The organism is Streptomyces longwoodensis (genome assembly GCF_001514125.1).
Lineage (GTDB): Bacteria > Actinomycetota > Actinomycetes > Streptomycetales > Streptomycetaceae > Streptomyces > Streptomyces longwoodensis.
Map to the genome: position 1 here is coordinate 29790 of NZ_KQ948561.1, position 14557 is coordinate 44346.

Annotated in this window: 12 protein-coding genes; 4 read left to right on the forward strand and 8 right to left on the reverse strand. The window is 74.6% G+C overall.

Annotated features, from left to right (window positions below; translation table 11 throughout):
* From AQJ30_RS29015 to AQJ30_RS29025, 3 genes are read right to left on the reverse strand one after another with little or no spacing between them, the layout of a single operon-like run.
* Positions 1-1254: a CpaE/TadZ family protein gene (locus tag AQJ30_RS29015; RefSeq protein ID WP_067239842.1), complete on the reverse strand. Its 1254-nt coding sequence runs from the start codon at positions 1252-1254 to the stop codon at positions 1-3.
* Positions 1255-1263: 9 nt separating this feature from the next.
* Positions 1264-1971, reverse strand: coding sequence for a Flp pilus assembly protein CpaB (gene cpaB, locus AQJ30_RS29020; RefSeq protein ID WP_067239844.1), 708 nt, complete (start codon positions 1969-1971; stop codon positions 1264-1266).
* Positions 1972-2026: 55 nt separating this feature from the next.
* A complete protein-coding gene (locus AQJ30_RS29025; protein WP_079084399.1) occupies positions 2027-2938 on the reverse strand; it encodes a hypothetical protein in 912 nt (303 codons plus the stop codon).
* 289 nt (positions 2939-3227) lie between these two features.
* Between AQJ30_RS29025 and AQJ30_RS29030 the strand changes: the two genes are divergently transcribed.
* On the forward strand, positions 3228-4928 hold the full coding sequence (locus AQJ30_RS29030; protein ID WP_067239845.1) for a chitinase: 1701 nt from the start codon (positions 3228-3230) through the stop codon (positions 4926-4928).
* A 92-nt stretch (positions 4929-5020) separates the two neighbouring features.
* On the opposite strand, the gene AQJ30_RS29035 is transcribed toward AQJ30_RS29030, so the two are convergent.
* On the reverse strand, positions 5021-5476 hold the full coding sequence (locus tag AQJ30_RS29035; protein WP_067239847.1) for a hypothetical protein: 456 nt from the start codon (positions 5474-5476) through the stop codon (positions 5021-5023).
* Positions 5477-5612: 136 nt separating this feature from the next.
* Between AQJ30_RS29035 and AQJ30_RS29040 the strand changes: the two genes are divergently transcribed.
* Together AQJ30_RS29040 and AQJ30_RS29045 are read left to right on the forward strand one after the other, a co-directional pair.
* Positions 5613-6119, forward strand: a complete 507-nt coding sequence (locus AQJ30_RS29040) for a SigE family RNA polymerase sigma factor (RefSeq protein ID WP_067239849.1) — start codon at positions 5613-5615, stop codon at positions 6117-6119.
* 59 nt (positions 6120-6178) lie between these two features.
* A complete protein-coding gene (locus AQJ30_RS29045) occupies positions 6179-7429 on the forward strand; it encodes a hypothetical protein (RefSeq protein WP_067239851.1) in 1251 nt (416 codons plus the stop codon).
* Positions 7430-7445: 16 nt separating this feature from the next.
* Here the strand turns inward: AQJ30_RS29045 and AQJ30_RS29050 are convergent, their stop codons facing one another.
* The 4 genes from AQJ30_RS29050 to AQJ30_RS29065 all read right to left on the reverse strand — a co-directional run bounded on the left by AQJ30_RS29050 (position 7446) and on the right by AQJ30_RS29065 (position 12891).
* A complete protein-coding gene (locus AQJ30_RS29050; protein ID WP_067239852.1) occupies positions 7446-8768 on the reverse strand; it encodes an Nramp family divalent metal transporter in 1323 nt (440 codons plus the stop codon).
* Between the two features lie 104 nt (positions 8769-8872).
* Entirely contained in the window at positions 8873-9355 is a 483-nt protein-coding gene (locus tag AQJ30_RS29055) for an ATP-binding protein (protein WP_079084375.1), read from the reverse strand.
* Positions 9356-9447: 92 nt separating this feature from the next.
* On the reverse strand, positions 9448-10356 hold the full coding sequence (locus tag AQJ30_RS29060) for an MEDS domain-containing protein (RefSeq protein ID WP_067239854.1): 909 nt from the start codon (positions 10354-10356) through the stop codon (positions 9448-9450).
* A gap of 24 nt (positions 10357-10380) precedes the next feature.
* Positions 10381-12891: a LuxR C-terminal-related transcriptional regulator gene (locus AQJ30_RS29065; protein ID WP_067239856.1), complete on the reverse strand. Its 2511-nt coding sequence runs from the start codon at positions 12889-12891 to the stop codon at positions 10381-10383.
* Between the two features lie 318 nt (positions 12892-13209).
* Between AQJ30_RS29065 and AQJ30_RS29070 the strand changes: the two genes are divergently transcribed.
* Positions 13210-14556, forward strand: a complete 1347-nt coding sequence (locus tag AQJ30_RS29070; RefSeq protein ID WP_067239857.1) for a M14 family metallopeptidase — start codon at positions 13210-13212, stop codon at positions 14554-14556.
* The last annotated feature ends 1 nt before the right edge of the window (position 14557 follow it).

The following is a 14557-nucleotide window of genomic DNA, read 5'->3' on the forward strand; positions in this document are numbered from 1 at the left end:
TCACTCCCTCCGCCGTCGGAAGCCCACCGCGCCCCGGTCGCCGCCCCGGGCCCGCGTCCCCCGGCGCACCACGGCGGTCTCCGGTGCCTTGACCAGGCCCAGTTCGCCCGCGAGGGCCCACAGGGCCTGCCGTACGGTGCCCTTGGGGTCGAGGGCGTGGATCCGGCCGGCGTCGACGGCGGCCTGGAGTTCCTTGAAGTGCGCGGGGACCGTGGTCGCGGCGAGCGCGGTGCCGGTGATCTTCTGGATGAGCGCGGGCTGGATCTCGGTGCCGCGGCTGTGCCGGTTGACGACGAGCGTCGTCTCCTCGGCCTTGCGGATCTGCAGGCGGTCCCACATGCGGACGGCGCGCTTGGCGCCGCGCACGGCGACCACGTCGGGGGTGGTGACCAGCAGCGCGGTGTCGGCCATCTCGACGGCGGCCGCGCCGGCCCCGCCGAGCTGGGCGCCGCAGTCGACGACCACGACCTCGTAGCGGGAGCGCAGGGCGCTGAGGATCTGGCGGGCGGCGCGGTCGGTGACCTCCTCGCCGCGTTCGCCCTCGCCGGGGGCGAGGAGCAGGGCGAGGCCGGTGTCGTGGCGGAAGACGGCGTCGGCGAGGACGCGCGGGGAGATGTCGCTGATGGCGGCGAGGTCGACGACCGAGCGGCGGAACTGGACGTCGAGGTAGGAGGCGACGTCACCGGTCTGCAGGTCCATGTCGACGAGCGCGGTGGGCCGGCCGGACGCCTGGGCGGCCAGGGCGAGCTGGACGGCGGTGAGGGTGGTGCCGACGCCTCCCTTGGCGCCGCACACGGTGACCACGGTGCCGCCCGCGCCGGTGAACACGTCGCCGCCGTGGCCCAGGTGGCGCCGTACGCCCACCGACCACTGCGCCACCGCCTGGACGCGGTGGGCGAGGTCCTCGTAGCCGAGGGGGAGGGTGACCAGGCCGCGGGCGCCGGAGTCCATGGCGGCGGAGAACAGGCCGGGGCTCGCGTCGGTGGTGACGAGGATGACGCCGACGGCCGGGAAGCGCAGGGCGACCTCGCGGACCAGCTCCAGTGCGGGGACCGGGCCGATGCGCTCGTGGACGATCACCACCTCGGGCAGTTCGTCGACGGAGTCGGCGGCCAGCCGGGCGAGGGTGTCGACGAGCTGGGTGGAGTCGCCGAGCGGGGGCAGCGGTTCGGCGTCGGGGAGCTGGCTGAGCAGGGTGATGAGGGAACGGACCGCGTCCGCGTCGCCGACGGCCGGGAGGATCCTCGTGGGCATGACGGCCTCTCACTTGTCCTTGGCGAGCTGGTACGTGCGGTCCTGCTCGGGGACCGTGGTGCCGGTGCCCGGGGCGACCAGCGCGAGGCGTACCCGCTTGGCGAAGGACTCGGCGTACGTGATGCGCTGGGCGTCGAGGGTGGACAGGGCGAAGGTGATGGGCACGGCGTCGGTGGGCCGGCGGTCGCGGTCGCCCGCGTCGGGGTCGAGGGCCTTGATCTCGCCGACGTCCAGGACCCGGGCGCCCGTGACAATGATCTTGGAGACGTCGGGGTCGCTGTCCTTGGCGCCCTCGAAGGTGGCGTAGACGTTGACGGTCGAGCCGGGGGTGATCTTGCCCGCCACCCCGGTCGCGGCGTCGATCATGATGGCGACCTCCTGCTGCCCGGGCCGCAGGGCCGGCTGGTCCACGATCATGTCGCTCTGCAGCAGGGAGCCCTTGCGCAGGGTGGTCACGGCGATCTTGCCGCGGATCCGGTCGAGGTCGGTGACGGCGTTGCGGGAGAGCCAGCGCTCGGGCATCCCTATCTTCTCGAACTGGCCCGCGCTCAAAGCGGTGTAGGGGGCCACGTCGGACCTGACCCGGTACGCCGTGACCTCGGGGCCGACCTTGGACTGCGCGTCGTCCACGACGGACAGGACGCCGGCGAACGCGCCGAGGGCGCACAACACCGACAGGAGCAGGAGGATCACGCCGCGGCGCTGACGGGAGTTCATGGACCGTGCAACCTCGTTGGGGGTGGGAGCGTGGCCGGGGGACGTCTCGCGGGGTTCAGCCGCCGCCCGCGGTGAGTTCGCGGACGGGTCGTGCGGGTGGGACGGCTCGTGCGGGGCCCGCGGGGTGCGCGGGTGGGGCGGTCCCCTCGGGGGGCGGCGGGGTGGCGGAGCAGAAGACGCAGCGGTCGCCGATGACGTCCATCCCGCACCAGTGGCAGGTGCCCTGCCGGACCGAGGTGACCAGTTGGTACAGCACGGACAGGTCGGCCAGGTAGGCGCAGAACTCCACGAGCCGGGGCGTGCCCCACCAGACGGCGGACTCGGCGGGCGCGTCGGTCTCGCGCAGGCCCTGGGCGCGCCAGGAGGGGACGAGGGTGCCGGTGACCCAGTCGGCGGGCAGCTGGCCGCGGCCGACGAGCATCCAGGTGCCGAACTCGGGTCCGGGCAGGGTGACTCCGGGCGCGGCGCGCACGAGCTGCGGCTGCGGGTGGGCGAGGACGGCGAACTGGCTGCCGGGGACCCAGGAGCGGGCGTGCGAGGTGAGGGTGACCGGGACCCGGTCGAGGCGGGCGACGGAACCGAGCAGCGCTCCGGCGTGCAGGTAGTGGGTGAGCAGCCGGGCGGCGGAGGCGAGCACGCCGGGGCCGAGGTCGCAGGAGGCGAGCTGGCGTAATTGGCGGGCGAGGACGGCCACGGCGAGGGGCGGCAGGTCGGGGCGGAACAGGGCGATGCGGTCGCTCTCCAGGAGGGAGCGCACGGTGTGCAGCCGCTGTTCGACGGCGGGCGGCACGGCGGAGGAGTGCACCACGACGACGTGTCCGTGGGCGTCCAGGAGGGCCTGGAAGGCGGCCACGGACTCCTCGAGCGGCTGGCGGTGGAGGTCGGCGAGGACCGTCGCGGGCAGGGTGCGCTCGTCCTGCGGCGGCAGCGCGAGGTCGGCTCCGGTCACGGCAATGGCAGTTGGCACGCGCAGCTCCCCGATTCCCGCGGTCCGGTCCACCGGGGGGACTCCGGTGCACCGGGGTGACTTCATTGCGTGACTACCTCAGCACTGTAACCACGCCCCTGTGGCCGGAGAACAACTTTCGGTGACTGAACGGCATCTCTTCGCGCACAACTCGCTGCAAAACAACGCAAGGTACGCACCGGTGTTCCGCAACGCGACCCCTTGACAACGGAATTGGTCTGGACCAACTTGTACGTCCAGCGGTGGCCACCGTCTTTCGCGCTCCCCACTCCCCCTCCCGGAGGCCCCAGTGGACCCCGTACGCAGACGCCGACGCACGCGCTTGTGGTCGGGAGCGGTCACGGCCGCGCTCGCCCTGTCCCTCACGGCCGTCGGCCAGGCGTCCGCCGCCGACGTCAACAACGCGAAGAACGCCGGCTTCGAGTCCGGCCTGTCCGGCTGGACCTGTTCCGCGAACAGCGGGACGGCCGTCTCCTCCCCGGTGCACGCCGGCGCCGGCGCGCTCAAGGCCACCCCGGCCGGCCAGGACAACGCCCGCTGCTCCCAGACGGTCGCGGTCAAGCCCAACGCGACGTACACGCTGAGCGCCTGGGTCCAGGGCGGCTACGCCTACCTGGGCGCGAGCGGCACCGGCACCACGGACGTGTCCACCTGGACCCCCGACTCCGCGTCCTGGAAGCAGCTGACCACCACCTTCACCACGGGCGCGAGCACCACCTCGGTCAGCGTCTACCTGCACGGCTGGTACGGGCAGGCGGCCTACCTGGCCGACGACGTCTCGGTCTACGGCCCCGACGGCGGCGGGGGCGGCGACCCGGCCCCGACGGTGCCGGCCGCGCCGGGCGGGCTGGCGGTCTCGGGGACGACGTCCTCGTCGGTGTCGCTCGCGTGGAACGCGGTGTCGGGCGCGACCGGCTACAACGTGTACCGCAACGGCAGCAAGGTGACCGCGGTGAGCGGCACGTCGGCCACGGTGACCGGGCTCGCCGCGTCCACGGCGTACTCCTTCCAGGTCACGGCGACCAACGCGGCCGGTGAGTCGGCCAAGTCGGCGACCGTCACCGGCACCACGACGTCGTCCGGGAACCCCGGGGGCGGCGGCACGCTGCCCAAGCACGCGGTGACCGGCTACTGGCAGAACTTCAACAACGGGGCCACGGTCCAGAAGATCTCGGACGTGCCCGCCCAGTACGACATCATCGCGGTGGCCTTCGCCGACGCGACGACCACGCCGGGCGCGGTGAGCTTCACGCTCGACTCGGCCGGGCTCGGCGGCTACACCGTCGACCAGTTCAAGGCGGACGTCAAGGCCAAGCAGGCGGCCGGCAAGAAGGTGATCGTCTCGGTCGGCGGGCAGAACGGCACGGTGTCGGTCAGCGACCCGACGTCCGCGGCGAACTTCGCCAACTCGGTCTACTCCGTGATGCAGACGTACGGCTTCGACGGCGTCGACATCGACCTGGAGAACGGCATCAACCCGACCTACATGACGCAGGCGCTGCGCTCCCTGGCGGCGAAGGCGGGCCCCTCGCTGATCCTCACCATGGCGCCGCAGACGATCGACATGCAGTCGACGTCGGCCGGCTACTTCCAGACGGCCCTGAACGTCAAGGACATCCTCACGGTCGTCAACATGCAGTACTACAACAGCGGTTCGATGCTCGGCTGTGACGGCAAGGTCTACAGCCAGGGCACGGTGGACTTCCTCACCGCGCTCGCCTGCATCCAGCTCGAGGGCGGCCTCGCCCCGTCGCAGGTCGGCCTCGGCCTGCCCGCCTCCACCCGTGGCGCGGGCAGCGGCTACGTCTCGCCCACGGTCGTCAACAACGCCCTGGACTGCCTGACCAAGCTCACCAACTGCGGCTCCTTCAAACCGTCCAGGACCTACCCCGACCTGCGCGGTGCGATGACCTGGTCGACCAACTGGGACGCGACGGCGGGCAACGCCTGGTCCAACGCGGTGGGCCCGCACGTGCACGCGCTGCCGTAACGGCGGACCTCCCGCTTCCGAAGCCGGCCGCGGTGCCGCCCCGTCCCGGGGGCGGCACCGCGGCCGTGCGTCGTCGGTGGCGGGGGCCCGGCTCAGCCCGCCGGGCGGTAGTGGGACAGCACCCAGCCGAGCTGGGCGAACCACTGGCCCAGCCGGCCCTTGGGGCGGGCCTCCACCACGCTCTCGTAGAAGTGGCCGTCCAGGTGGACCACGCCGAGCATCAGCGCCTTGCCGTTCGGGCTCGCCTTGTAGTGGACGCTGCGGATCTCCGGCCAGGGGAAATCGGCCTGCACGCCGTTCAGGTCCAGGGTCACTCCGTCGGCGTCGACCACGATCGCGTTGTTCCGGTCCACGGCGACGAACTCGGGCGCCTGGGGCGCCGGTTGCGGCGGGCCGGGGGCGTACGCCGGAGGCGGCGGGCCGGCGCCGTACGGGGGCGGGGCGGGGAACTGCCCGGGCGGGGGCGGGCCGTACGACGGCGGGGGCGGGCCGAAGCCCGCCGGCGGGGTGCCGGAAGGGGGCGGTGGAGGGGGTGGCTGCTGCGTCATCCGGCGTCCTCGGGGCTCGTCCGTCGTCGCCCCGGGACGTGGTGCCCCGGGGCGTGAAACATTCTCCCCGGCCCACCGCATCAGTGGAGTGAGGACGTCGACCGACAGCCGGCGCACAGTGAGCAGGGGGACGTACATGGGACAGGCCCGCGCGGACGAGTACGCCGAGTTCGCGGCCGCGAGAGCCGGACACCTGTACCGCTCGGCCTGTCTGCTCACCGCCGGGGACACCCACCTCGCCGAGGACCTCGTGCAGGAGACCCTGGGCCGCATCTACGTCAGCTGGCGGCGCGTCGCCCGCGTCGGGAACCCCGCCGGGTACGCGCAGACCGTGCTCACCCGGGCGTTCCTCGCCCACCACCGGCGCCGCAGCAGCACCGAGCGGGTCACCGCCACGCTGCCCGACGTGGCCGCCGCGAGCGGCGACGCCACCCTGCGCGTCACCCTCCTGGACGCGCTCGGGCGGCTGCCCGCCAAGGACCGGGCCGTGGTCGTCCTGCGCTACTGGGAGGACCGCTCGATCCAGGAGACGGCCGACGCGATGAACACCAGCTCGGCGGCGGTGCGCACGCGGTGCGTGCGGGCGCTGGCCCGGCTGCGCGACCTCCTCGGGGAGGACGTCGGCGAGTACGCCCGCCCCTGACCGGGCGCACGCCCCCGGCCCTCCCCCTCACCCCTCCTCCACCGAAACGGTGATGCCCCATGCCCGTCGACCACGGCCCGCACCTGGACACGCCCCCCGACCCCTTCGAGGACCGGCTCTCGCGCGCCCTGCACCACACCGGCGGCGCGTTCGACGCCGACCGCCGCGCACTCGCCGCCGGCGGCGCGGCCCGCGGGCGGCGCAAGCGGCTGCTGCGGCGGACGGCCCTGGCGGGCGGGGCGGCCGGGGTGGCCGCCGCGTGCCTGGGCGGGACGCTGCTGCTGGCACCGGGCGACCGGGACGGCACTCCGCGCCCCGCCCCGGTCGCCGGGAGCCCCACCGCCTCCCCCACGGCCGCACCGGTCACCGCCGACCAAGTGATCGCCACGCTGAAGGGCCTGCTCCCCGAGGGCAAGGTGAGCGGCGCGCAGGGGCGTGGCTCCGACGGGCGGTCGGCCACGCCCTACGCGCAGCTCGTCTTCGACGACGGCAAGGGGGCGGCGGCCCTCTCCGTCGGCCTCGGCCGGGTCGCCCCGGGCGGGGACGACGTCCGCCAGCTCACCGAGTGCCCCGACAAGGTGCTCGCCGCCTACGACGCGTGCACCAGCGAGAGGCAGCCCGACGGGTCCGTGGTGCGCGTGCTGAAGGGCTACGAGTATCCCGACCGGCGCGTGGACACCAAGCTGTGGTCGGCCGACCTGGTGAGCGCGGACGGCGCCCACGTGAGCGTCAGCGAGTGGAACGCCGCCGCGGAGAAGGACGCGCCCGTCACCCGACCCGACCCACCGCTCTCGGCCGCTGAGTTGCGGGACCTCGCGGCCGCCCCGGCCTGGCGGGACGTCGTCGGGTCGCTGCCCGCCGCCGAGGAGGTGACGGCCGCGCCGGCCGCGCCCGGCGGCCGGCGCATCGCCGGGGTGCTCGCCGCGTTGATGCCCGACGGCGTGGAGGTGACCGCCCGGGGCAGCCAGGACGGCGAGTTCGCCTATGTCGTGGCCGACGACGGCAAGGGCGCGAGCTACGTCCAGGTCAACGTGCAGCCCGGCATGTCCGACGTGGCGGGCGAACTCTTCGGCTCGGGCGCCGAGACCCTCCCCGACGGCACGCTGGTCGCCGAGCACCAGGGGCCCGGCGACCGCGGCGACCTGGTCATGTGGACGGTCGACACCCTGCGCCCCGACGGCCGCCGGATCGTCGTGAGCGCCTTCAACGCCGCCTCGCAGACCACCGCCGCGACCCGGGCCACGCCCGCGCTCACGATGGGGCAACTGCGGGCGATCGCCCTGTCGTCGCGGTGGCTCGCGCTCGGCTGAGCGGTACGGGACCGGCCTAGAAGAACTCCGACCACGGCTGGTCCCAGACCTGCTTGACGCACAGGACCAGGAACAGCAGGGCGGCGAGGGCCAGCATGCCGTTGCTCAGCGGGCCGTTGCGCCACGGGCGCGGGGTGCGGTCGGAGTTGAGCAGCCACACCAGGGTCAGCGCCAGGAACGGCAGGAAGGCCGCGCCCAGCACGCCGTAGAGGATGACCAGGCGGAAGGGCTGGCCCTGGAAGAGCAGCACGATCGGCGGGAAGGTCAGCCACAGCAGGTAGGCGCGGAACGGCCACGACCGCTCCCGCTCGCCGGAGGCGACCTCCTCGCCGGTCGCACCCGACGCGGCACGCCGCCGGGCCACGAAGTCGGCGAACATCAGGCTCACCCCGTGCCAGACGCCGATCAGCGAGGTGAACGACGTGGCGAAGAAGCCGATCAGGAAGAACGTGGAGGTGGCGCCGCCGTACTCGGCCTCCAGGATGTCGCCGAGCTGGACGAGTCCCTGGTCGCCGCTCGCGATCGCGACGTGCGCGGAGTGCAGCAGTTCGGCGCCGACGAACAGCATGGCGACGACGAACACGCCGGTCGTGGCGTAGGCGACGCGGTTGTCCAGCCGCATGACCCGCATCCAGCCGGTGTCGGTCCAGCCCTTGGCGTTGACCCAGTAGCCGTAGGCGGCGAGCGTGATCGTGCCGCCGACGCCGCCGATCAGGCCCAGGGTGTTCAGGACGGAGTCCTTCTCGTCGGGCAGGACCGGGAGCAGGCCGGCCAGGGCGTCCGGCAGGTTCGGCGTGACCCGGACCGCCAGGTAGACGGTGACCACGAACATGACGCCCACCAGGACCGTCATGACCTTCTCGAAGACCGCGTACCGGTTGAACCACACGAAGACCAGGCCGACCAGGCCGCAGGCCACGCCCCACCACTGGAGGTCCATCACCTCCGGGAACATCGCCTGCAGGGGCAGGGCGCTCGACGACATCGCCGCCGCGCCGTACACGAAGCCCCAGACGACCGCGTAGACGGCGAAGAACCAGCCCGTCCACCGGCCGAGGCTCGCCCAGCCGTCGAACAGGGTCCGCCCGGTGGCCAGGTGCCACCGTCCGGCGGCCTCCGCCAGTGAGATCTTCACCAGGCAGCCGACGACCGCGGCCCACAGCAGCGTGTACCCGAAGTTGCTGCCGGCGATGAGGGTGGCGACCAGGTCGCCGGCGCCGACACCGGTGGCCGCGACGACGACGCCGGGCCCGATGTGCCGCCAGCTGGGCCTGCGCTGTGGGGGGTGGGGGTCGGAGGAGGCCTGGGTGTCCGTGGGGTGTCCCGTGGTGTCCGCCATGGGCACCAAGGAATCGCACGGCGCCGGGACCGGCAAGGGGGCGTGCACCGACCCGCCGGGGCGCGCCCCGCACGCCCCCGGCCGGTGCCCGGCACCCGCGGGTGCTACGGCTCGCAGCCGTCGCACCCGCAGGTGCCCAGTTCGAACCACACGGTCTTGCCCGGTCCCTCCCGGTGGCAGCCCCAGCGCCGGGCGAGCGCCTCCACCAGGAACATCCCCCGGCCGCCCTCCACGGTCGGCGGGCGCTCCGCACCCATGACCCGGGGGGCGAGGGGCCCGCCGTCGGTGACCTCGCAGCGCAGGACGCCGTGCGCCGCGGACACCGTCAGCCGGAACGGGGTCGCGGAGTGCAGCAGCGCGTTGGTGGCCAGCTCGCTCACCAGGAGTTCGGCCGTCTCCACCAGGTCGCCGCGCACCCCGAGACCCCACTCCTCCAGGCGTCGGCGGACCTCCCGGCGGGCCTGGCGCACGGAGGCGGGCCGGGGCTCGTACGCGGCGCTCGCGTGGCCCGCACCCAGGGGCGGCTGGGGATAGGCGCCGTAGCGGGGGTCGGGGTCCGGGCGGCGGTCCCCGGAGAGTTCCAGCATGCGCCCAGCTTGTCCTCCCCGCGGGCCGCGCACACGGGGAGGACTACCCGATTCGCTCCCCGTGCCGCGCCCCGGGGGGTACGCGGGTACGGCTACGCGTACTGGAGGCGTACGGCCGTTCCCCCGTCGTCGGCCGGACGCAGGTCGACGTAGGCGCACACCTGGCGGGCGTACCAGAGCCCCTGGCCGGGTTCCAGGTCGGTGCCCGCGGGCGGGACGAAGCCGGCCAGCGGGTCGTCGACGCGCTGGGCGAGGGACAGTTCGCACACGCAGCCCGGTGCCTCGCCCCACAGCAGGGCACCGGTGACCCGGCCCAGCGCGGCCGCCTCCCCGACGGCCGTGCCGAACAGCTCCGCGTCGGCCTCCGCCAGCCCCTGCCGCTCGGCCCAGGCGCGGACGGCGGGCACGTCCGGCCGGGCGAGCCGCTCGGCCCCGGGCGGGGGCGGCGGCAGGGGGACGGCGTCCAGTTCGGCGGCGAGGCGGGCCGGCTCGGTGTAGACGCCGGAGCCCGGGTGGGCGCGGCGGGCCGCCTCGACGACGGCGCGGCCCGCGGTGCGGGTGTCGTAGACGCACAGCGCGGTCGTGGACAGGGGGGCGAACAGGACGTTGGCCAGGGCCTCGTAGCGGATCCACTCGGCGCTCTCGCGCGGTGAGCGGCCGGCCCGGCCCTGCCACACGGGTTCCATCAGCAGGTGGAGCCGGCCGCCGGGGCCGGCGTGGGCGGCGAGGTGACCGGCGGCGCGGGCCACCGCGTTGGACGCGGAGCCGGTGTACCAGTCGGTGTGCGGGACCAGGCCGACCCGGGCGGCCGTGCCGCCGAGCGCGTCGCGCAGCAGGTCCAGCTTGTCGGGGGCGGCGATGGCGACGGGCGGGGGCTCGTCGGGGGCGGCGAGGCCCTCCTCCAGGAAGGGCAGGGCCGCGGCCAGGAAGGCCGGGTCGGTGGCGCACTCGGCCATGCGGTGGTCGAAGGTGTCCGGGGATCCCACCGGTCGGGTGGTCATGGGGTTCCTTTCCGGGCCGGGAGGTCACCTGCGGCCGGCGACCCAGGCCGCGATCTGGCTGCGGTTGCTGAAGCCGAGCTTGCCGAGGATGCGTTCCACGTGGCCCTCGGCGGTACGGCGGGCGATCACCAGGTGGTCGGCGATCTGCTGGTTGGCGAGCCCCTGGGCGACGAGTTCGGCGACCTGCGCCTCGCGGCGGGTGAGCCGGACGCCCTCGGGGGCACGCGCGCCGGACGGCCGGCCGGCGGAGGGGCGCGGGCCGGGCGGACGGGGGGTGGGGACGGGGTGCGCGGGGGTGAGCTCTGCCGAGTCGGGTTGCTCGGGGCCGAGTTGTGCCACGCCGGGGTGCACGGGGTCGAGGAGGGCGGGAGCGGTCAGGGCGGGTGCGGGCGCCGCATCGTGGGCGGCGGTGGCCGTCCGGGCGGCCGGGTCCGTCCCGGCGGGGCCGGTGTCCAGTGCCTGCTCGACCGCCGCCGCGAGGGGCAGGGCGGCCCCGCGCGCGTACGCCCGCCGGTACGCGGCCCGGCCCAGTGCCCCGGCCGCGTACCGCTCGCTGTCCCGGCGCGGGCCGGTCAGGTCGGCGGAGCCCCACCGGTCGGGGTCGACGTCCGCCCACACCCGGTCGGCGACGCCCAGCAGGACGGCGGCGCGCTCCGGTTCGGCGCGCCCGGCGGCGACGCGGGCGAGGAGGTCCAGGGTGAGGCCGATGCCGACCACGTCGTGCACGGCGTGCTTCAGGCGCAGTGCCTCGCGCCCGTGCCGCTCGGCCCGGGCCCAGTCCGCGCGGACGGTGTGGGCGAGGGCCAGCATCCGTTCGACGTAGGACAGCACCCACTGCTCGCCGTGCTCGGCGCACGTGCGGCGGGTCTCCTCGCAGACCGCGATGGCCTGGTCGGCCTCGCCGAGGAAGGCCAGCGCGCAGGCGAGTTCGACCCGGTCGAGCCCGGCCATGCTGAGGTGCTGGCCGGGGACGCGGCCGCGGGCCACGCCGGTGCGGAAGTGGTCGAGGGCGCCCCGGACGTCCCCGGCGAACAGCCGGGTGACGCCGACGACGTACTCGGCGTGCGCGGCCTCGGCCTCGTCGCCGAGGGCGCGGGCCAGGTCCCGGGCCTCCTCGGCGCGGCGGCGGCCCCGGGTGAGGTCCTCGGGGCAGCCGGCGAGCAGGCCGGAGGCCCACAGGGCGCGGGCGCGCTCGGGGGTGGGCTCGGGGTTGGCGTCCAGCGCGCGGTCGAGCCAGTAGCGGCCCTCGCGGGGGGCGCCGCAGGCGTGCCAGTGGAACCACAGGGTGCCCGCGAGGCGCAGCGCGGCCGGTTCCTCGCCGGGGGTGCCGAGGCTGTGGTCGAGGGCGGCCCGCAGGTTGTCGCGGTCGGCGCGCAGCCGGGCGACGACGGCGCTCTGGCCGGGTCCGAACCAGGCGCGCTCGCAGGCGTCGGCGCGCCGCTGCATCCAGTCCCGCTGCCGGTCGCGGGCGGCGCGCTCCTCGCCGGGGCGGGCCCGCAGCCGTTCCAGGCCGTAGTCGCGCAGGGTGTCCAGGAGCCGGTAGCGCGCCCCGTCGGGTCCGCCCTCGCGGCACAGCACGGACTTGTCGACGAGTCCGGCGACGGCCTCCAGGACGTCCCCGGGGGGTGCCTCGCCGTCGCCGCCCACCGCTTCGGCGGTCTCCAGGTCGAAGGAACCGGCCAGCACGGACAGCCGGGCCCACACGGTCTGCTCCTGGGGGGTGCACAGGTCGTGGCTCCAGTCGACGGCGGCCCGCAGGGTCCGGTGCCGGGGCAGGACGGCGGGGCTGCCGGCGGACAGCAGCCGGTAGCGGTCGTCGAGGCGGTCCAGGAGCTGCTCGACGCCGAGGACGCGCAGGCGGACGGCGGCCAGTTCGATGGCGAGGGGCAGTCCGTCCAGGCGCCGGCACAGCCGGGCCACGGACGCCCGGTTGGCGGGGGTCAGCCGGAAGCCGGGGACGACGGCGGCCGCGCGGTCGGCGAACAGGGCGAGCGCCGGGTGTCCCGCGGCGTCGCCGAGGTCGCCGTCGGGATCGGGCACGGCCAACGGCCGCACGTCCATGAGGTGTTCCTCGGTCAGCCCGAGCCGGTGCCGGCTGGTGGCGAGGACGCGCACGCCGGTGGTGCCGCGCAGCAGGGCGCCGGCGAGGTCGGCGCAGGCGGCCGGCAGGTGCTCGCAGTTGTCGACGACGAGGAGCAGCCGGCGGTCCCGTACGCGCTCCACCAGGGCGTCCAGCGCGGGCCGTTCGGAGCGGTCGTGCAGACCGAGGGCGTCGGCGGCGGCGAGCGGGACGAGGGCGGGGTCGTGCAGGCCGGAGAGGTGGACGAAGCGCACGCCGTCGGGGAAGGCGCGGGCGACGCGGGCGGCGATCCGACCGGCCAGGCGGGTCTTGCCGACGCCGCCGGGCCCGGTGAGGGTGACCAGCCGGGCCCGGGCCAGCAGCTCGCGGGCCTCGGCGAGTTCGGCCCGCCGGTCGACGAAGCTGGTGGTCTCCACCGGCAGGTGCGCGTCACGACGTGGCGCTGATCCGCCCATGCTCAGCCCGTCCTCGGGGGTGGGGTGGGGGTGGGTGCGGTGTGGGGGGCTTCACCCTCTCCCGGACGGTGCGGGGATGCACGTCCGGCTCACACCCCCGGGTGTTCTTCGGCCGGGAACCGTCCGGGGGTCCCGGGTCCCCGTACACTGCCCCGCCCGGTGCGGCTCCTTCCAGCCGATGACCCACCCGCGCTTGACCTGACCATGACATGGCCGGACGATGAGCGGGACCCGCACGAGGACCCGCACAAGGGACCCGCACACCCCGCACCCCCCTGCACGTCGCACGAACAACCCCACCTCCCACAAGGAGACTTCATGCGACTCCGGCTCCGCGGCAGACGCACTGCCGCCCTCGCGGCGCTCATGTCCCTCGCCCTCGCGGCCCCGGTCTCGGCGACCGTGTCGGCGACGGCGGCCTCGGGACGCGCACCCGCGCCCACCGCCGACGACGTACGGCAGTACGAGATCCACGTCGGCCACAACACCCCCGTCACCCGGACCGCGATCGCCGCGGCCGGGGTGAGCGTCGACGAGGCCGACGAGGAGACCGTGGTGGTCTCCGGACGCGCCGACCAGGCCCGGGCGCTGCGCCGGCTCGGCTACGACGTGACCCCCGTGACACCCGTGGGCTCCGCGCCCGACCGGACGGACGCGGGCGGGACGCGGCTGTACGACTTCCCGTCGGCCGACTCCCGGTACCACAACTACGCCGAGATGACCGCGCAGATCGAGCAGGCGGTCGCCGCCCACCCCGGCATCATGAGCAAGCGCGTGATCGGCCGCTCCTACCAGGGCCGTGACATCGTCGCCGTCAAGATCAGCGACAACGTGGCGACGGACGAGGCCGAGCCCGAGGTGCTGTTCACCCACCACCAGCACGCCCGTGAACACCTGACGGTGGAGATGGCGCTGTACCTGATCCGCGAGTTCGGCACCGGCTACGGCACCGATCCGCGCATCACCGCCATGGTCGACGGCCGCGAGATCTGGATCGTCCCCGACCTCAACCCGGACGGCGGCGAGTACGACATCGCGACCGGCTCCTACCGCTCCTGGCGCAAGAACCGGCAGCCCAACTCGGGCTCCTCGTACGTCGGCACGGACCTCAACCGCAACTGGAACCACCGCTGGGGCTGCTGCGGCGGCTCCTCCGGCTCCACCTCGTCCGAGACCTACCGCGGCGCGTCCGCCGAGTCGGCGCCCGAGGTGAAGGTGGTCGCCGACTTCGTGCGCAGCCGGATCGTCGGGGGCAAGCAGCAGATCACGGCCGGGATCGACTTCCACACCTACAGCGAACTGGTGCTGTGGCCCTTCGGGTACACCTACTCCGACACCACGACCGGGATGACGGCCGACGACAACGCGGCGTTCAAGGCCGTCGGGCAGAAGATGGCCGCGAGCAACGGCTACACCCCGGAGCAGTCGAGCGACCTGTACATCACCGACGGGTCCATCGACGACTACCTCTGGGGCACGCAGAAGATCTTCTCGTACACCTTCGAGATGTACCCGACGTCGAGTTCCGGCGGCGGCTTCTACCCGCCCGACGAGGTGATCGAGCGGGAGACGGCGCGCAACCGGGACGCGGTGCTGCAACTGCTGGAGAACGCCGACTGCATGTACCGGTCCATCGGCAAGGCCCAGCAGTACTGCGGCCGGTAGG